Raw genomic sequence first — 14,700 nt, 5'->3', positions numbered from 1 at the left:
TGTGTGTTGACCGGAGGGTCAGCGGGTGATGAGTTCGGCCCGGGGTGAGCCTTCGGTGTGGGCGGTGCCATCGGCGAGTGAAGCCAGGTAGTGCTCCGCGTCGAGGGCTGCGACCGTTCCGGATGCGGCGGCGGTGACGGCCTGACGGTAGGTCGGGTCGATCACGTCGCCCGCGGCGAAGACGCCGGGAACGGAGGTCTGTGAGGAACGGCCGACGACCGAGATCGTGCCCTCGTTCGTGAGGTCGAGCTTTCCGTGCACGATGTGCGTGCGCGGGTCGTTGCCGATCGCGATGAAGAGGCCGTCGAGCGCGAGGTGCGATTCGGTACCGTCGGCGGTGTCGCGCAACGACACGCCGTCGACGTGGTTCTCACCGGTGATTCCGACGACCTCGGAGTTCCAGAGGAATTCGATCTTCTCGTTGTCGAAGGCCCTCTTCTGCATCACCTTCGAGGCGCGGAGGGAGTCCTTGCGATGGATGACATAGACCTTCGCGGCGTGCTTGGTGAGGAAGGTCGCCTCTTCCATGGCGGAGTCGCCTCCGCCGACCACGGCGATGGTCTTGCCCTTGAAGAAGAAGCCGTCGCAGGTCGCACACCATGAGACACCGTGTCCCGAGAGACGGTCTTCGTCGTGCAGGCCGAGCTTGCGGTAGGCGGAGCCGGTCGCGACCACGACGGTCTTCGCCTCGATGCTCTCTCCGGATCCCAGGTGGACGGTCTTGATCTCCCCCTCGAGGTCGAGGGAGGTCACGTCGTCGTAGAACGTGTCGGCACCGAACTTCTCGGCCTGCGCCTGCATGGCCGTCATCAGCTCGGGGCCGAGGATGCCGTCGGGGAAGCCCGGGAAGTTCTCGACATCCGTGGTGTTCATCAGGTCGCCGCCGATCTCGACAGAGGACGCGACGACCACCGGGTTCAGCTCGGCACGCGCCGCGTAGATGGCGGCGGTCCAGCCGGCGGGGCCGGATCCGATGATGACGATGTCGCGCACGGCAACTCCTCGGTTCTGTACGAGCGGTAGCGGGTGGCGCGCAGGCCGTGCCCCGGAGTCGCTCGCTCGGACGTACCGCGGCTCCGTGGGCTACAACACATCCTAGGTGGGCGCTATTCCGCGAGCCTGGGGGAGCGCGGCCGCCCCGCCGGGCACCGCCTCGGGAGGCTGGTCAGCGCCCGAGGCGGCGCAGGACAGGGGCGGCGAGAGCGCGCAGCTCGGGCACACGGAGGAACCAGAGGATCGCGAAGTAGACGACCGCCATGACGGTGCCGATGGCGGCCATTGAGAGCAGCGGCTCCACGTAGTTCGAGACGGCGAAACCACCTGAGCGGGTTCCGCCGAGCGCGACCAGGAGTCCGTAGCCTGCGGCCGCGGAGGGCGCCGCGGCGACCGCGAACTGCACGAGACGTACGAGGATCCGCCTCCCGCCCCTCCCGCCGAGACGCCGCCGCAGCAGGAGCGCCGCCACGACGGCCTGCACGCAGATGCCGAGGGAGGTGGCGGCCGCGATGCCGACGGCCACACGGTCGGCCGGGAGACGCAGGACGACCAGGTAGCCGGCGACCGCCACCACGACCTGCACCAGGGTGAACAGAAACGGACGAGCACCGTCGCTGAGCGCGTAGAAGGCGCGCTGCATGATCGCGATGGACGAGAAGAGCGGGAGGGCGACGACGTACGCCATCGCGATCGCTCCGATGGCCTGCGCATCGGCGAAGGTGTCGGTGAACACTGAGCCGAAGGGCACCGCCACGACGACGATCGCTGCCGCGGCGAAGACCAGCATCATCAGCACCAGGCGGAGCGACGTGGAGACGTCCGAGCGGAACTCCTTCATCTCGCCGCGCGCCGTGTGACCGCTCATCTTCGTGAAGTAGGCCATAGCGATCGAGATCGCGATGACGGAGTGGGGCAGCATGAAGATCAGCCAGGCCTTCTGCAGCGCGGCGGCCGACGGCCCTTCTCCGGAGGCCGTCGACGAGACCTGGCTCTCGACGATTCCGGCACCGATGGTCAGCAGAACGGTCGCGAAGGACCACAGCGACATCCGTCCGGCGGTGCCCAGGCCGACCCCGCGGAAGCGGAAGTCGGGGCGGTAGCTGAGGCCGACCCTCCGCCAGAAGAGCATCAGGAAGAGCGACTGAACGACGATGCCGAGCGTCGCGCTCCCGCCGAGGAGGGTGACCATCGCCGGGCTCCACGAGTCCACTGGCCGGTTCCCCTCGGGGTCGGCGCCGAACAGCAGCATGAAGGCGACGAGTCCTGCGATCACGACGACGTTGTTGAGCACCGGCGCCCAGGTGAAGGGGCCGAACGAGCCGCGGGCGTTGAGCACCTCTCCGAGGATGGTGAAGAGCCCGTAGAAGAAGACCTGCGGGAGGCACCAGAACGCGAAGGCGACGGCGAGCTGGTACTGCTCCGGTCCGTAGCCGGGCGCGTACAGGCGCACGAGCAGCGGAGCGAGGACGGTCGCGGCGACCGTGGTCACCAGCAGCAGGCCGAGCGCGAGGGTGAGCAAACGGTTGATGTAGCCGCGCCCGCCATCGGCTTCGAGCCCAGCGCGCACGATCTGGGGCACGAGGACGGCGTTGAGCGCGCCTCCAGCGATGATCGAGTAGATGGTGTTCGGCAGCAGATTCGCCGTGGTGAAGGCGTCGGCACCGGGAGCGACCGCGGCTCCGATCGTGTTCGCCATCACGATGGACATGACGAAGCCCAGGATCCGCGAGACCATCGTCCCGGAGGCGAGAACGGCGCTCGCGCGTCCGAGGGAGAAGCTAGCCACGCGGGTCCGATCGCTGGTCGTCGAGGCCGGGCTGGACCGCGAGCACGGCGTTCGGATCCTCCTCGTCCTCTGGGGTGTCGCCGCGACGGCGACGGCGGATGTTGCGGAGGATGCCGGCGCCGAAGACGATCACCAGCAGAATGCCCAGGATGAGCGTCCCGAGGGTCTCCCAGTCGGCGCGGACGCTCGTCACGACGCTCGTGGGTGCTCCGATCGCGGTGCCGTCGAGTGCGCTGAGCTGCATCCGCACCTCGGTCTCGCCGTTGCCGACGCGGGCCTTCACGGGGATGGGGACGCGACCCTGCGAGCGGGCGTCGACCGCGGTGGACTCGATCGAGCCCTCGTCGATGTCGAGGACGGCGTTCGAGGTGGAGGCGTCGATCCGCACCGAGACCGGCCACGGCAGATCGTTGCGGACGTAGACCGGGATGCTCGAATCGCGGGAGAGCTGCAGCACGCTGCCCGAGGACTCGATGCTGACGGCGGCCAGCGTCGTGGCGGCGCGCTCGCGGCTCGTGCCGACGGCCTCCTCCCACCCCGTCTCGTCGCCGCGCCAGGTCACGGAGAGCAGCGCGAGGAGGTCGTTGCGGCTCTTGCCGCGCAGCAGATCGGGCTCGGTCAGCACAGCGGCGAAGGAGGAGAGCCGCGATGCGGCGGACAGCAGGTCGGTGACGGCGGAGAGCCGCTCGGACGACTCCGGGGTGTCGACGATCGAGACGTCGTCGGTGACGGGAGCCGTCAGCGCGTCGCCCAGCGAGGCTCCTCTGGCCCAGGGGAGGCCGTCGAGGGCGTCCAGGGTCTGCGCCAGGCGGGCGCCGTCGATGGCGGAGCCGCGGTCGAGGGCGAGTACGACGTCGGGGGTCTCGCCCTCGCGCTGCACCTGGGCGAGCCCGGCGGTGATCGTCGTCATCTGCGCCCGCCATTCGGAGTCGGTGGTCGCGCTCACCGCGGAGTCGAGGCTCGCCGAGAGGCTGCTGTCAGCGACGACGAGCTCGTGCCCGTCGACGCTCGCTCGCGTGGCGGTGTCGACGTCGTCCGGGAGGGCGAGGTTGGCCGAGGAGACGACCGTGCGTGTCGATCCGCTCGCCGTGTAGACGTCGAGGTCGGTGGCGCGGACGGTTCCCGCGTCGGGCCAGGCGAGCGCGCCGACGCCCGGCGTCCAGTCGAAGGAGAGGAGGGACTCGGTGCTCGGACGTTCGGGGAGGTCGGCTGACTCGGGCTGCGCCGGGGGAGCGTCAGTGGGGTCGGCGGTCGCCGTGCCGGGCGCATCGGCGAAGAGTGTGTCGTCGATGCCGTACTCGAAGGAGCTCGGGGCGAGGAGGGTGTCGAGACCGGCCTGCGCCTGAGCGGCGACGTCGGCGTCGGCGTACTGCAGCGGAAACACCTCGTTCGGCGCAGACTGGAGGCGCTCCAGCCACGACACAGCCGACTCCGGAGCGGCAGTGCCGAGCACCCGGATGGAGGCGAGGATGCGCGGGTCGACGCCGATGGCGACCGCGCGGCCGGAGACCGAGTCGAGCTGCCGCGAGAGCGTGCCGGTGGACTGGGTGTAGTCGCGCAGCGTGTCTGCCGGGAGGAGCCCGTCGGTCGTGTCGGGGACCGTGAGCGGCACGAGGACGCTGACTCCGGTCTCGCTCGGGGTGGGGACGCCGTCGGTCAGCTCGACCGCCGAGCGAGCGGTGGCGACGACTCCGCCCGGGCTCGTGACGGCGATGCTGACGGCGTGGGCGCCGCGCGCCTCCGGATCGTTGGAGAAGGGGATCGCGGCGACGGGGACGGTGACCGTCGCCTGCGCCGCGCTCGAGGGCAGGAGACGGAGGTCGGCGCCGTCACCGGCCCGCTCGGTGTCGTCGTCGGCCTCGCCGTCGAGCCACTCCTCCAGCTCGGCCCGTGAGTCGAGCGTGCCGGAGTCGAGGGAGACCTCGATGCGGGCACCGTCGATCGATTCGGTAGTGCCGTTCCGCACCGAGATCGACAGTTGCAGATCTTGGTTCGGCAGGAGGAGGCCGTTGTTCGCCGCGCCGACCGTGGCCGTCACGGTGCCGGTCGTGACGGTGGCTGCGCGCAGTGCCGTGGGCGCCTGTGCGCCCAGGGCCGGGGTCGCCAGGAGAACGGTCGAGAGCACGGCCGCGCCGAGGGTGCGGAGCAGCCGGGGGCGCCGGGGAGGGATGAGGTCGCGCCGATGCATCGAACTCACTCGGCCTCCATGCGGGTGATTCTACGGGCAGGCCTCCTCCGGGCAGACGGTGCGTCGTCTGAGCGCCGGTCGAGTCCTCGTAACCTCCTGAGACGGTGACGGCCTTGCGCTCTCCCCTGGCCGGTCACGCGCCCCCACTAGGATCGTGCGAATGCACAGCGTCCAGACCGCTCTCGAGACCCTTCGCACACTGGCGGGGACGCCCACTGTGGCGAGGGTGGCGGAAGCGTTCGCGGCGGAGGGCCACGAGCTCGCGCTCGTCGGCGGGCCGGTACGCGATGCGTTCCTCGGTCACGCGGTGCACGACCTCGACTTCACCACGTCGGCTCGGCCCGACGACATCCTGAGCATCGTCGCTCCGATCGCCGAGGCGCACTGGGACATCGGCCGCGCTTTCGGCACGATCGGAGCCCGGGTGGCCGGCGAGACGGTCGAGATCACCACCTACCGCAGCGACAGCTACGACGGAGTGAGCCGCAAGCCCGAGGTCGAGTTCGGCGAGTCGCTCGAGGGCGACCTGGTGCGGCGCGACTTCACCGTCAACGCCATGGCGCTCCGGCTGCCCGAGGTCGTCCTGGTCGATCCGTCCGGCGGCGTCGAGGACCTGCTCGCCGGCCGGCTGCGCACCCCCTCCGAGCCCGACCTCTCGTTCGGCGACGACCCCCTCCGGATGCTGCGGGCCGCCCGGTTCACCTCGCAGCTCGGCTTCCGCACGACCGAGGAGGTCGAGTGGGCGATGGCCGAGCTCGCCGCGCGGATCGGCGACGTCTCGGCAGAGCGGGTGCAGGAGGAGCTGAGGAAGCTGCTCGCGACCGCGTGTCCGCGTGCCGGACTCGAGCTGCTCGTCGACACCGGTCTGGCCGGTTACTTCCTCCCGGAGCTGCCCGCTCTGCGCCTCGAGCAGGACGAGCACCACCACCACAAGGACGTCTACACGCACAGCCTCACCGTGCTTGAGCAGGCGATCGCGCTCGAGCAGTCGCGGCATCCCGGAGCTGAACCGGACGTGGTGCTGCGGCTGGCCGCCCTTCTGCACGACATCGGCAAGCCGGCGACGCGGCGGCTGGAACCCGGCGGAGCGGTCAGCTTCCACCACCACGACCTCGTCGGGTCGAAGCTGGCGATCAAGCGGATGCGCGCCCTCGCGTTCGACAAGCAGTCGACTGCCGAGGTCGCACGTCTGATCGAACTGCACCTGCGGTTCTTCGGTTACACGGACGGGGCGTGGACCGACTCGGCCGTCCGCCGCTACGTGACCGATGCGGGGCCGTTGCTCGAGCGTCTGCACATCCTGACCCGCGCCGACGTCACCACCCGCAACCGGCGCAAGGCCGAGAGGCTCGCGCACGCGTACGACGACCTCGAGACGCGGATCGCGGAACTCGCCGAGAAGGAGGAGCTCGCCTCGAAGCGGCCAGACCTTGACGGCACGCGGATCATGGCGATCCTCGGCCTGCCTCCCGGCCCCGAGGTCGGAGCGGCGTACCGCTTCCTCCTGGAGCTGCGCCTGGAGGAGGGGCCGCTCGGCGAGGAGGTCGCGACGCAGCGCCTCCGCGAGTGGTGGGCGTCGCGCTGAACGGAGCCGTCGACATCGCGCCGAACGGACGCGACCGGCGCGTCGGAACCCTCCTGTTGTAGTCTGTACAGGTTGTCCACGACCAGACGCGCTCGCGTCCGCGGGAGTGGGCAGATGCTACATACCCTCCTGTCACGGAAATACCGTGGCCGTTCAGTCCGAAGGAGGTGGGTTAGTGACGCATCAGTACGAGATCATGGTCATCCTGGACCCCGAGATCGATGAGCGCACCGTCGCTCCGAGTCTCGACAAGTTCCTCAACGTCATCCGCACCGATGGTGGATCCATCGACAAGGTCGACGTCTGGGGCCGCCGTCGTCTGGCGTACGAGATCAACAAGAAGTCCGAGGGTATCTACGCCGTCGTCGACTTCACGTCGACCTCGGCCGCCGCGAACGAGCTCGACCGTCAGCTGAAGCTGTCCGAGGCCGTCATGCGCACCAAGGTGCTGCGGGCCGAAGAGGGCATCGCCCAGGTCGCGGCCGCCGCGAAGCTCGCCGACGAGAAGGCCGCCCGCAAGGCTGCCAAGGCCTCGGCCGCTCCCAAGGCCTAGCGCTCATGGCCGGCGAGACGATCATCACCGTGGTGGGGAACCTCACCGCAGACCCCGAGCTGCGCTACACGCAGGGCGGGCTCGCGGTCGCGAACTTCACCATCGCCTCCACGCCGCGCACCTTCGACCGGCAGGCGAACGACTGGAAGGACGGCGAAGCGCTGTTCCTCCGGGCCTCCGTCTGGCGCGAGTTCGCCGAGAACGTCGCGGGAACGCTGACCAAGGGGAGCCGCGTCATCGCGACCGGCCGTCGAAGCAGCGCTCGTACGAGACGAAGGAAGGCGAGAAGCGCACCAGCATCGAGCTCGAGATCGACGAGATCGGCCCCTCGCTCCGTTACGCGACCGCTCAGGTCACGCGCACCTCCGGAGGAGGCGGACGCGGCCAGGCCGGTGGCGGTCAGGGCAACGGCGGGCAGATCGGCGGCGGTCAGGGCGGCTTCGGCGGCGGCAACCAGGGGGGCTCCGGCAACGCCGGCGGCAACCGCGGCGGCCAGGCCGAGGAGCCGTGGGCGCCCAGCGCTCCGGCCGGTGGCGACGTGTGGAGCACGCCGGGCAGCTACAACGACGAGACGCCGTTCTGAGCCTCGGCTCGGACGCTCTCCTCACCTGAATCCCGCCTCTCCCGTACCGCGACCGCTCGCGGCGGGTCGGGGGCGAACCAGAATCTAAGGAAACCACTATGGCTGGAAAGAGCAGCGGCGACCGCCGCAAGCCGATCCGCGGCAAGGGCGCGAAGAACGCGGCCCCCGCGAAGTCGGTCCGCGTGGGTGTCATCGACTACAAGGACGTCGCGACCCTCCGCAAGTTCATCTCGGAGCGCGGGAAGATCCGCGCCCGTCGTATCACCGGCGTCTCCGTTCAGGAGCAGCGCCTCATCGCCCGTGCCGTCAAGAACGCCCGCGAGATGGCGCTCCTGCCCTACGCTGGCAGCGGAAGGTAGGTAACGGTATGTCCAAGGTCATCCTGACCCACGAGGTCGACGGGCTCGGCTCTGCCGGGGACGTCGTCGACGTGAAGAACGGGTTCGCCCGCAACTACCTCATCCCGCAGGGCTTCGGCGTCGCCTGGACCCGCGGCGGCGAGAAGCAGGTCGAGCAGATCAAGTCGGCGCGAGCCGCTCGTGAGCACAAGACCATCGAGGAGGCGCAGCACACCAAGCAGGTCCTCGAGGCCAACCGGGTGAAGCTCACCGTCAAGGCCGGCAAGGACGGCCGCCTCTTCGGCTCGGTGAAGACCTCCGACATCGCGAGCGCGGTGGCGGCGGCCGGGTTCGGCGAGCTCGACAAGCGCAAGATCGTGATCGCGAACGCGATCAAGCACGTCGGCGAGCACGAGGCTGTGGTGCGTCTGCGCGACGACATCCAGGCCACCGTGAAGCTGCAGGTGGTCGCGGCCAAGTAGGGCCGCGAGAACGCCGCAGAGGGCGGTGCGACGGGACTCATCGGTCCCGCCGCACCGCCCTCTGTCGTCCCCGTTGTCCACAGCTCCATCCACATACACCCTCCGGCGCGACCAACCTTCAGCGTGCTCTTGAGACTCTTTTCCACGCACAGCTGTGGAAAGAGGAAAAAGCCAGGTCAGAGGGTCGAAAAAAGTCGCTGATCACTCGAGTTCCCACAGGGTTCTCCACATGTTGCCCACAGTGGGTCCGGCGTTTCCCCGATGTTGTGCACAGCTCTCTCCACAGGGCGGTTTGCATGCCGAGGCGAGCGGTCCGTAGGGTGGCGCAGCGCCCCGAGAGGGGAGCGGGCGGAGCGCTGCGGTGCCGCTGTCGGAGGTCGCTGCTAGACCTGGAGCCGACGCGGATCGGCCGGCCCTCACCCGCTCTGCACCCGACACGCTCACCCGCTCTGCGGGCCACCCGACAGAGGAGCCGAAGGCATGACGATCGCGCATCTGGCGGTACCCGGCTCGGACGGTCGCGGCGACCACGGCCGCGGCGAGTCGCGCGGCGAGCGGACGCCTCCGCACGACCTGCTCGCCGAGCAGTCGGCCCTCGGCGGCATGCTGCTCTCGAAGGACGCGGTCGCCGATGTCGTCGAGAGCGTCAAGGGCACCGACTTCTACATCCCGAAGCACGAGATCGTGTTCGACGCGATCCTGGCGCTCTACTCGCACGGCGAGCCGACGGACGTCATCGCGGTCACCGACGAGCTCACCAAGCAGGGCGAGCTCCAGCGGGCCGGCGGCGCCGACTACCTGCACACGCTCACCTCGATGGTCCCCACCGCTGCCAACGCCGGCTACTACGCCTCCATCGTCGCCGAGCGAGCCCTGCTGCGCCGCCTCGTCGAGGCGGGCACGCGGATCGCCCAGATGGGCTACCAGGGTGAGGGCGAGGTGCTCGACCTCGTCAACACGGCGCAGGCCGAGATCTACAACGTCACCGGGTCCGAGACGGCGGAGGACTATGTGCCGCTGACCGATGCGGTGACCGTGGCGATCGACGAGATCGAGGCGGCCGCGCACAAGGACGGTGCATTCACAGGGGTCCCCACGGGATTCGCCGACCTCGACGACCTCACCAACGGCTTCCACCCGGGTCAGATGATCATCGTCGCTGCGCGCCCCGCGCTCGGAAAGTCGACGCTCGCGCTCGACTTCGCTCGCGCTGCCGCGATCAAGCACAACATGGCGACGATCTTCTTCTCGCTCGAGATGGGGCGCAGCGAGATCGCAATGCGCCTCCTGTCGGCAGAGGCATCGGTGCCGCTGCAGCACATGCGCAAGGGCACGGTCGACCAGCGCGACTGGACGACCATCGCCTCCACCCGGGGCCGGATCAACGACGCCCCGCTGTACATCGACGACTCACCCAACCTCACGCTCGTCGAGATCCGCGCGAAGTGCCGGCGGCTCAAGCAGCGCATCGGGCTCAAGATGGTCGTCATCGACTACCTGCAGCTGATGACCTCGGGCAAGAAGGTCGAGAGCCGCCAGCAGGAGGTCTCGGAGTTCTCGCGAGCGCTCAAGCTCCTCGCCAAGGAGCTCCAGGTGCCGGTCATCGCCCTCTCGCAGCTGAACCGTGGCCCCGAGCAGCGCGCCGACAAGCTGCCCGCCATCTCCGACCTCCGCGAGTCCGGCTCGATCGAGCAGGACGCCGACATGGTGATCCTCCTGCACCGCGAGAGCGCCTACGAGAAGGACAACCCGCGCGCCGGCGAGGCCGACCTGATCGTCGCCAAGCACCGCAACGGTCCGACGCGCACCGTGACCGTGGGCTTCCACGGGCACTTCTCGCGGTTCGCGGACATCCCGGCGGTGTAGCTCCCGTGACCGATCCGGCTCCGATCGACGAGGTCCCGATCGGCGGGGAGACCATCCGCCTCGGGCAGTTCCTGAAGTTCGCGGGGATCGTCGACTCCGGTGGCGAGGTGAAGGAGGCTGTCGCGGAGGGCTGCGTGACGGTGAACGGCGTCGTGGATCGCCGTCGTGGGCGACAGCTGGTGGTCGGCGATGTCGTCGGATTCGGCGGGCGCAGGTTCAGCGTCGGCGCCTGACGCCTGGTCGTGGCTGAACAGGTGCTCGGAGCAGCCGAACTCTTCGCGATCTTCGACCGCCGCGAGTCGCGCTCGATCGAGCAGGACGCTGACACAGTGATCCTGGACACCGCGAGAGCGCCTACGAGAACGACATCCGTGCGTGCGAGGTCGACCGGATCGCTGCCGAGCCCTGCAAGGGACGGCAGGCTTGTGTCCGGTCGCGTCTCGCGGTTCGCAGCCATCCCGGCGCCTCCGCGGGAGCTCCATCAGGTTTTCGCGTGTCGGTTCGCCGCCGCGGGGGGCCCGGTGCCGCGATGTGTGCTGCGGTCCGTCAGGCGGGATCTTCGGAAGGCACGACGTAATGCGCGGTTCGGCGCTCGCCGCGGAGTTCCAAGGCTCCCGAGACGACGAGCCGTCGCAGCACGACCCGAGCTTGTTCGGGGCTCAGACGACAGAGCTCAGCAGCCTTGCTGCGAGTTATTCGACCGTAGTGCTCGGCGTAGGACACGATCAGGCGTTCTTGCTGCAGGGGATCGGTGTCCTGCAGTCGTACGTACTCACTCGACTCGGCAAGACGGTAGAACGCCGCCGTCAGGTGATTGCGGCGGTTGCGGCCAGTCCCCCGAGCCTCGGTCAGTCCGAGTTCTGCCAGTCTCGTCAGCTGGGAGCGCACCTTCGCCTCTACCTCCGAGAGGCCAGCGACGAGTTCACCCACCGATTGTGGCCCCGTCGCCTTCAATTCGTGGAGGAGACGCAACTGGAGCAGGGTCAGTGTCGTTCTCGTCGAGTCCTCGAACTCGAGGATGAATCGAACGGTCTCGATGTCGGTGTCGCTCGTCGGGACCGAGACGACGACTGATGAGGAGGTCGATCGGGAGTAGTCGGGTTCGCCGCGGCCCGCGCGGAGGACCTGTTCGAAGATCTCCCGGATGCCACGGCCCGCTCTGTCCACGATGCCGGCGCGCTTGAAGGCGTCGGCCAGGATCGGACTGCGCGGGCGTGAATCGTCGAGCAGGTTGTCGAGGGTGATCCCGCTCGGGAATCCTCCGGGACTGACGACACGGAAGGCGAGATCATCGAGTTCGACGGTGACCGGGCCGAGCAGCGAGTAATCCCGGTGGACGAGCGCGTTCGCGATCGTCTCCCGGATCACGATGTCCGGCACTCTCCTCACTCCGACACGGTGCAGTCCAACGACCACTTCCTGCTCGGAGTTGCGGGAAGCGATGAGCTCCTGCAGGTGTGCCGCCGTCTGAAGGAGCGGGCGCCGCAACGTCTCAGAAGAGGTGATCGCACGCCCGGAGAAATGGGTGAAAACTGTTTCCGCTGTAGGCACGAATCGCTCCAGAGCCTCCGCCGTGCCGAACAAGAGGATCGCGCCGAGAGTCAGATCATGACTCGGTTGCATCAGTCTCAGTGCCCGGAGGATGTCCGCATCCGTCGCAGCTGAGAGCGCGGCGTCACCTCGGCCGGTTCCGCACAGCGCTCGGAAGCGGTCGAGCTCGGCCGAGTCGATGTCGTCCCACGTGGCACCACGTGCCACCGTCGCGGCGTAGTCCCGGCCTTGGGCCGAGAGTCCGGCCGACATCATCTCGTGGAGCGGGTAGGGCGTGCACTCCGGCTCGCCCCTCGCGTCCAGGCGACGCCTGACGTACTTGCCGCTGGACGTGCCGACGGGAGCCTCGAGATCGGGGACCTCGATCACTGCAACGGGATGTCCTTCGGTCACGATGATCTCGACGCCGGTCGCTACGGGAGGATCCGTTCGATTGAGGATCATGGCCTGGAGGAGGTGCGGCTGAGTGGCTTCACCATGGCGGGGCGCGAGACCCGTCACTCGCCCGTCGTCCTCTACTCCGAGAAGGAGTGTGCCGCCGGCGCCATTCGCAAGGCACGTCACAGCCTCGACGATGGCGTCGTCGTTCAGCGCGCGTGTCCCACGCGTGAACTCGACCACGAGGGTCTCACCACCATCGATCAGCTGCTGTACTCGCTCTGGTGTCACCGGCCAAAGCTATCCAAAACTATGGCTGTATGCATCGCGTGGCGTGAAAACCTCATAAGTTTGGAATACTTTGGACGGCACAGTACTCGTGCCTGTGTCAGCAGGGAAGGATCTCCGAGGTCCGACCCGACCCGTGCAGGCGTGACAGGCTCGGACGACACGGGCGCCGAGAGCCCCCGTGCAGCCACACTTGGGCATCGCGCGATGTCCGAGTCGTGCTCGCTTCAGACACCAGGAGGAACCATGCAGGTCGGCATTCACTTCATGAACTTCACGCTGCCGGGGGGCAGCGCCGGGATCGCTCCGATCCTCGGGGCCACGGCGAGGACGGCGGAGGACGTCGGCTGCGAGTGGTTCACGCTGATGGACCACTACTTCCAGATGGAGCAGTTCGCGACGAGCGAGGACCCGATGCTCGAGGGGTACACCTCGCTCGGGTTCATCGCGGGGCGCACCGAGCGCCTCCGCCTGGGCCTGCTCGTGACCGGGGTGACCTATCGGCACCCGGGGCTGCTCGCGAAGATCGTGACGACGCTCGACGTGCTGTCGGGCGGGCGGGCGATGCTCGGCATCGGAGCGGCCTGGTACGAGCGCGAGCACCTCGGGCTCGGTGTGCCGTACCCGCCGCTGAAGGAGCGGTTCGAGCGGCTCGAGGAGACGCTGCAGATCTGCCGGCAGATGTGGAGCGACGACGACGGACCCTTCGCGGGCGAGCACTACCGCCTGGCCGAGACGCTGAACCACCCGGAGCCGATCCAGAAGCCGGGCCCGCCGATCCTGATCGGGGGCGGCGGCGAGAAGAAGACTCTGCGGCTGGTCGCCGAGTACGGCGACGCCTGCAACCTGTTCGCGACGGGACGCGACGACATCGCGCACAAGCTCGATGTTCTGCGACGCCACTGCGACGACGTCGGACGAGACTACGACTCGATCACCAAGACGATCATCGGTGGCGGCGACCCGATCGGCGACCCCGACGGGTTCGTGAGCGCGATGGAGGAGTACGCGGCGCTCGGGATCACGCTCGTCGAGCTCTCGCCGCAGGGGCCGGACCCGGAGGGCTTCGTCGCGACGCTGGGCGAGGGCGTGGTCGGGCGGCTCGCGGCCCTCGCCTGAGGTCCGCGTCTCAGGCGCACCCGCAGGTTTCGCCGAGGACCAGCGTCGTCGGCGGCACCCGCCGCTCCGGGCGTCCGCAGGGCTCGCGGCCGCCCCCGGCCGGATCGGGTCGGGCGGGCCCTTCCGCGATCCTGCTGATCCTCGAACGCCGACGCCGTCGGCAGATGAGGAGCTGATCCGCGGCTGAACGACACGGAGCGCCGGATCCCGAGGCACTCGGCGCCTCGTCGTCCCCAGCCGGATCGACGACGAGCAGACATGTTTCACGCTGCCGTAATAAACGAGCACGGCACGGAAACACGGCGCGACTATGGTCACACGCTAACCGCTGAGACCCTCCGCGCCTCCCCCCGCGCGCGACCGGTGGCGGAAGTACCCGACCCCTGGAGCACCATGTCCGCCACCCTCACCCCGCTGCGTCGCGAGCGCGCGAGGGCCCTGCTGGAGCAGCGCGGCGCGCCGGAGTCGGCCGACGCCTCCGCCTCGCGCGTCGTCGCGACGCTCGCCCGAGCTGCGTGGGCCCAGGCGGTCCTGCGGGCGACGGCTGCCGCGAGCAATCTCTCCGTCGCGCACACGCGCGTCGCGGTCATCGGCTCGGGGCCGCTGGCACGAGAGCTCGCGACCACGACCGCGGCGATGGGCGCGCGCGTCGTCGTCGTCGGCGAGACCCGGTCGAGCTCGTCGAGCTCGCGCAGGCCGGTCTCGCCGTCGCCGAGCGGAGTGGGGCACGGCTCGACGACGCCGTCCTCGCCTTCGCGACCGGCGAGCTCGACGCGCCCCTCGGCGCGCTCGAGCTCGGCACCGGAGGCGCGCTGCTCGTCGTCGACGCGTCGGAGGAGGCGCCCGCCGTGAGCGCGGACACCGATCCCTCCTCCGGTCGCCCGGGCATCGCCCGGATCGTGGGAGCCGGCCGCGAGGCGTTCCTGCTCGTGGCGCGCGAGCTGGTCGACGGCTCGACGCGGCGGACCCGCGAACAGCTCTCCTCCT

At 69.2% G+C, this 14,700-nt stretch carries 12 protein-coding genes and 1 pseudogene; 9 read left to right on the top strand and 4 right to left on the bottom strand.

The features are described 5' to 3' along the window. Positions 1–18: 18 nt before the first annotated feature. The 3 genes from trxB to ACH61_RS01650 form a co-directional block, all read right to left on the bottom strand. Positions 19–993, bottom strand: coding sequence for a thioredoxin-disulfide reductase (trxB, locus tag ACH61_RS01660; RefSeq protein WP_068207804.1), 975 nt, complete (start codon positions 991–993; stop codon positions 19–21). A gap of 172 nt (positions 994–1,165) precedes the next feature. Continuing rightward, positions 1,166–2,782: a murein biosynthesis integral membrane protein MurJ gene (murJ, locus tag ACH61_RS01655; protein ID WP_082844928.1), complete on the bottom strand. Its 1,617-nt coding sequence runs from the start codon at positions 2,780–2,782 to the stop codon at positions 1,166–1,168. Beyond that, the gene (locus ACH61_RS01650; protein WP_153038773.1) at positions 2,775–4,970 is read right to left on the bottom strand and encodes a DUF6049 family protein; all 2,196 of its coding nucleotides are present in this window, start codon (positions 4,968–4,970) and stop codon (positions 2,775–2,777) included. The genes murJ and ACH61_RS01650 overlap by 8 nt, the downstream gene beginning before the upstream one ends. Before the next feature lie 160 nt (positions 4,971–5,130). Here ACH61_RS01650 and ACH61_RS01645 point away from each other — a divergent pair, with 160 nt between their 5' ends. The 7 genes and pseudogenes from ACH61_RS01645 (at position 5,131) to ACH61_RS01620 (ending at position 10,610) form a co-directional block, all read left to right on the top strand. Beyond that, positions 5,131–6,555, top strand: a complete 1,425-nt coding sequence (locus ACH61_RS01645; protein WP_068207799.1) for a CCA tRNA nucleotidyltransferase — start codon at positions 5,131–5,133, stop codon at positions 6,553–6,555. A 175-nt stretch (positions 6,556–6,730) separates the two neighbouring features. Next, positions 6,731–7,108 carry a 30S ribosomal protein S6 gene (gene rpsF, locus ACH61_RS01640; RefSeq protein WP_068207796.1) on the top strand — a complete coding sequence of 126 codons (378 nt, stop codon included), beginning with the start codon at positions 6,731–6,733 and terminating at the stop codon, positions 7,106–7,108. Between the two features lie 5 nt (positions 7,109–7,113). Continuing rightward, positions 7,114–7,691: pseudogene (locus ACH61_RS15965) on the top strand (single-stranded DNA-binding protein). A gap of 98 nt (positions 7,692–7,789) precedes the next feature. Then, complete coding sequence (rpsR, locus tag ACH61_RS01635; protein ID WP_055784551.1) at positions 7,790–8,050, top strand: 30S ribosomal protein S18; 261 nt, start codon at positions 7,790–7,792, stop codon at positions 8,048–8,050. 8 nt (positions 8,051–8,058) lie between these two features. Further along, positions 8,059–8,511, top strand: coding sequence for a 50S ribosomal protein L9 (rplI, locus tag ACH61_RS01630; RefSeq protein ID WP_068207790.1), 453 nt, complete (start codon positions 8,059–8,061; stop codon positions 8,509–8,511). Between the two features lie 480 nt (positions 8,512–8,991). Then, positions 8,992–10,377, top strand: a complete 1,386-nt coding sequence (dnaB, locus tag ACH61_RS01625) for a replicative DNA helicase (protein WP_068207787.1) — start codon at positions 8,992–8,994, stop codon at positions 10,375–10,377. Between the two features lie 5 nt (positions 10,378–10,382). Beyond that, a complete protein-coding gene (locus ACH61_RS01620) occupies positions 10,383–10,610 on the top strand; it encodes an RNA-binding S4 domain-containing protein (protein ID WP_068207786.1) in 228 nt (75 codons plus the stop codon). Between the two features lie 313 nt (positions 10,611–10,923). Here ACH61_RS01620 and ACH61_RS01615 read toward each other — a convergent pair whose 3' ends face one another. Continuing rightward, on the bottom strand, positions 10,924–12,597 hold the full coding sequence (locus ACH61_RS01615) for an RNA-binding domain-containing protein (protein ID WP_068207785.1): 1,674 nt from the start codon (positions 12,595–12,597) through the stop codon (positions 10,924–10,926). Between the two features lie 243 nt (positions 12,598–12,840). Here ACH61_RS01615 and ACH61_RS01610 point away from each other — a divergent pair, with 243 nt between their 5' ends. Beyond that, entirely contained in the window at positions 12,841–13,713 is an 873-nt protein-coding gene (locus ACH61_RS01610; RefSeq protein WP_068207783.1) for an LLM class F420-dependent oxidoreductase, read from the top strand. 393 nt (positions 13,714–14,106) lie between these two features. Beyond that, complete coding sequence (locus ACH61_RS01605) at positions 14,107–14,565, top strand: hypothetical protein (protein WP_068207781.1); 459 nt, start codon at positions 14,107–14,109, stop codon at positions 14,563–14,565. Positions 14,566–14,700: the final 135 nt, after the last annotated feature.

The sequence above is a fragment of the Rathayibacter tanaceti genome, from assembly GCF_001634385.1.
Classification (GTDB): Bacteria; Actinomycetota; Actinomycetes; order Actinomycetales; family Microbacteriaceae; genus Rathayibacter; species Rathayibacter tanaceti.
Note: the sequence above shows the minus strand (reverse complement) of the source record. Positions and strands in the feature narration are given on the sequence as shown.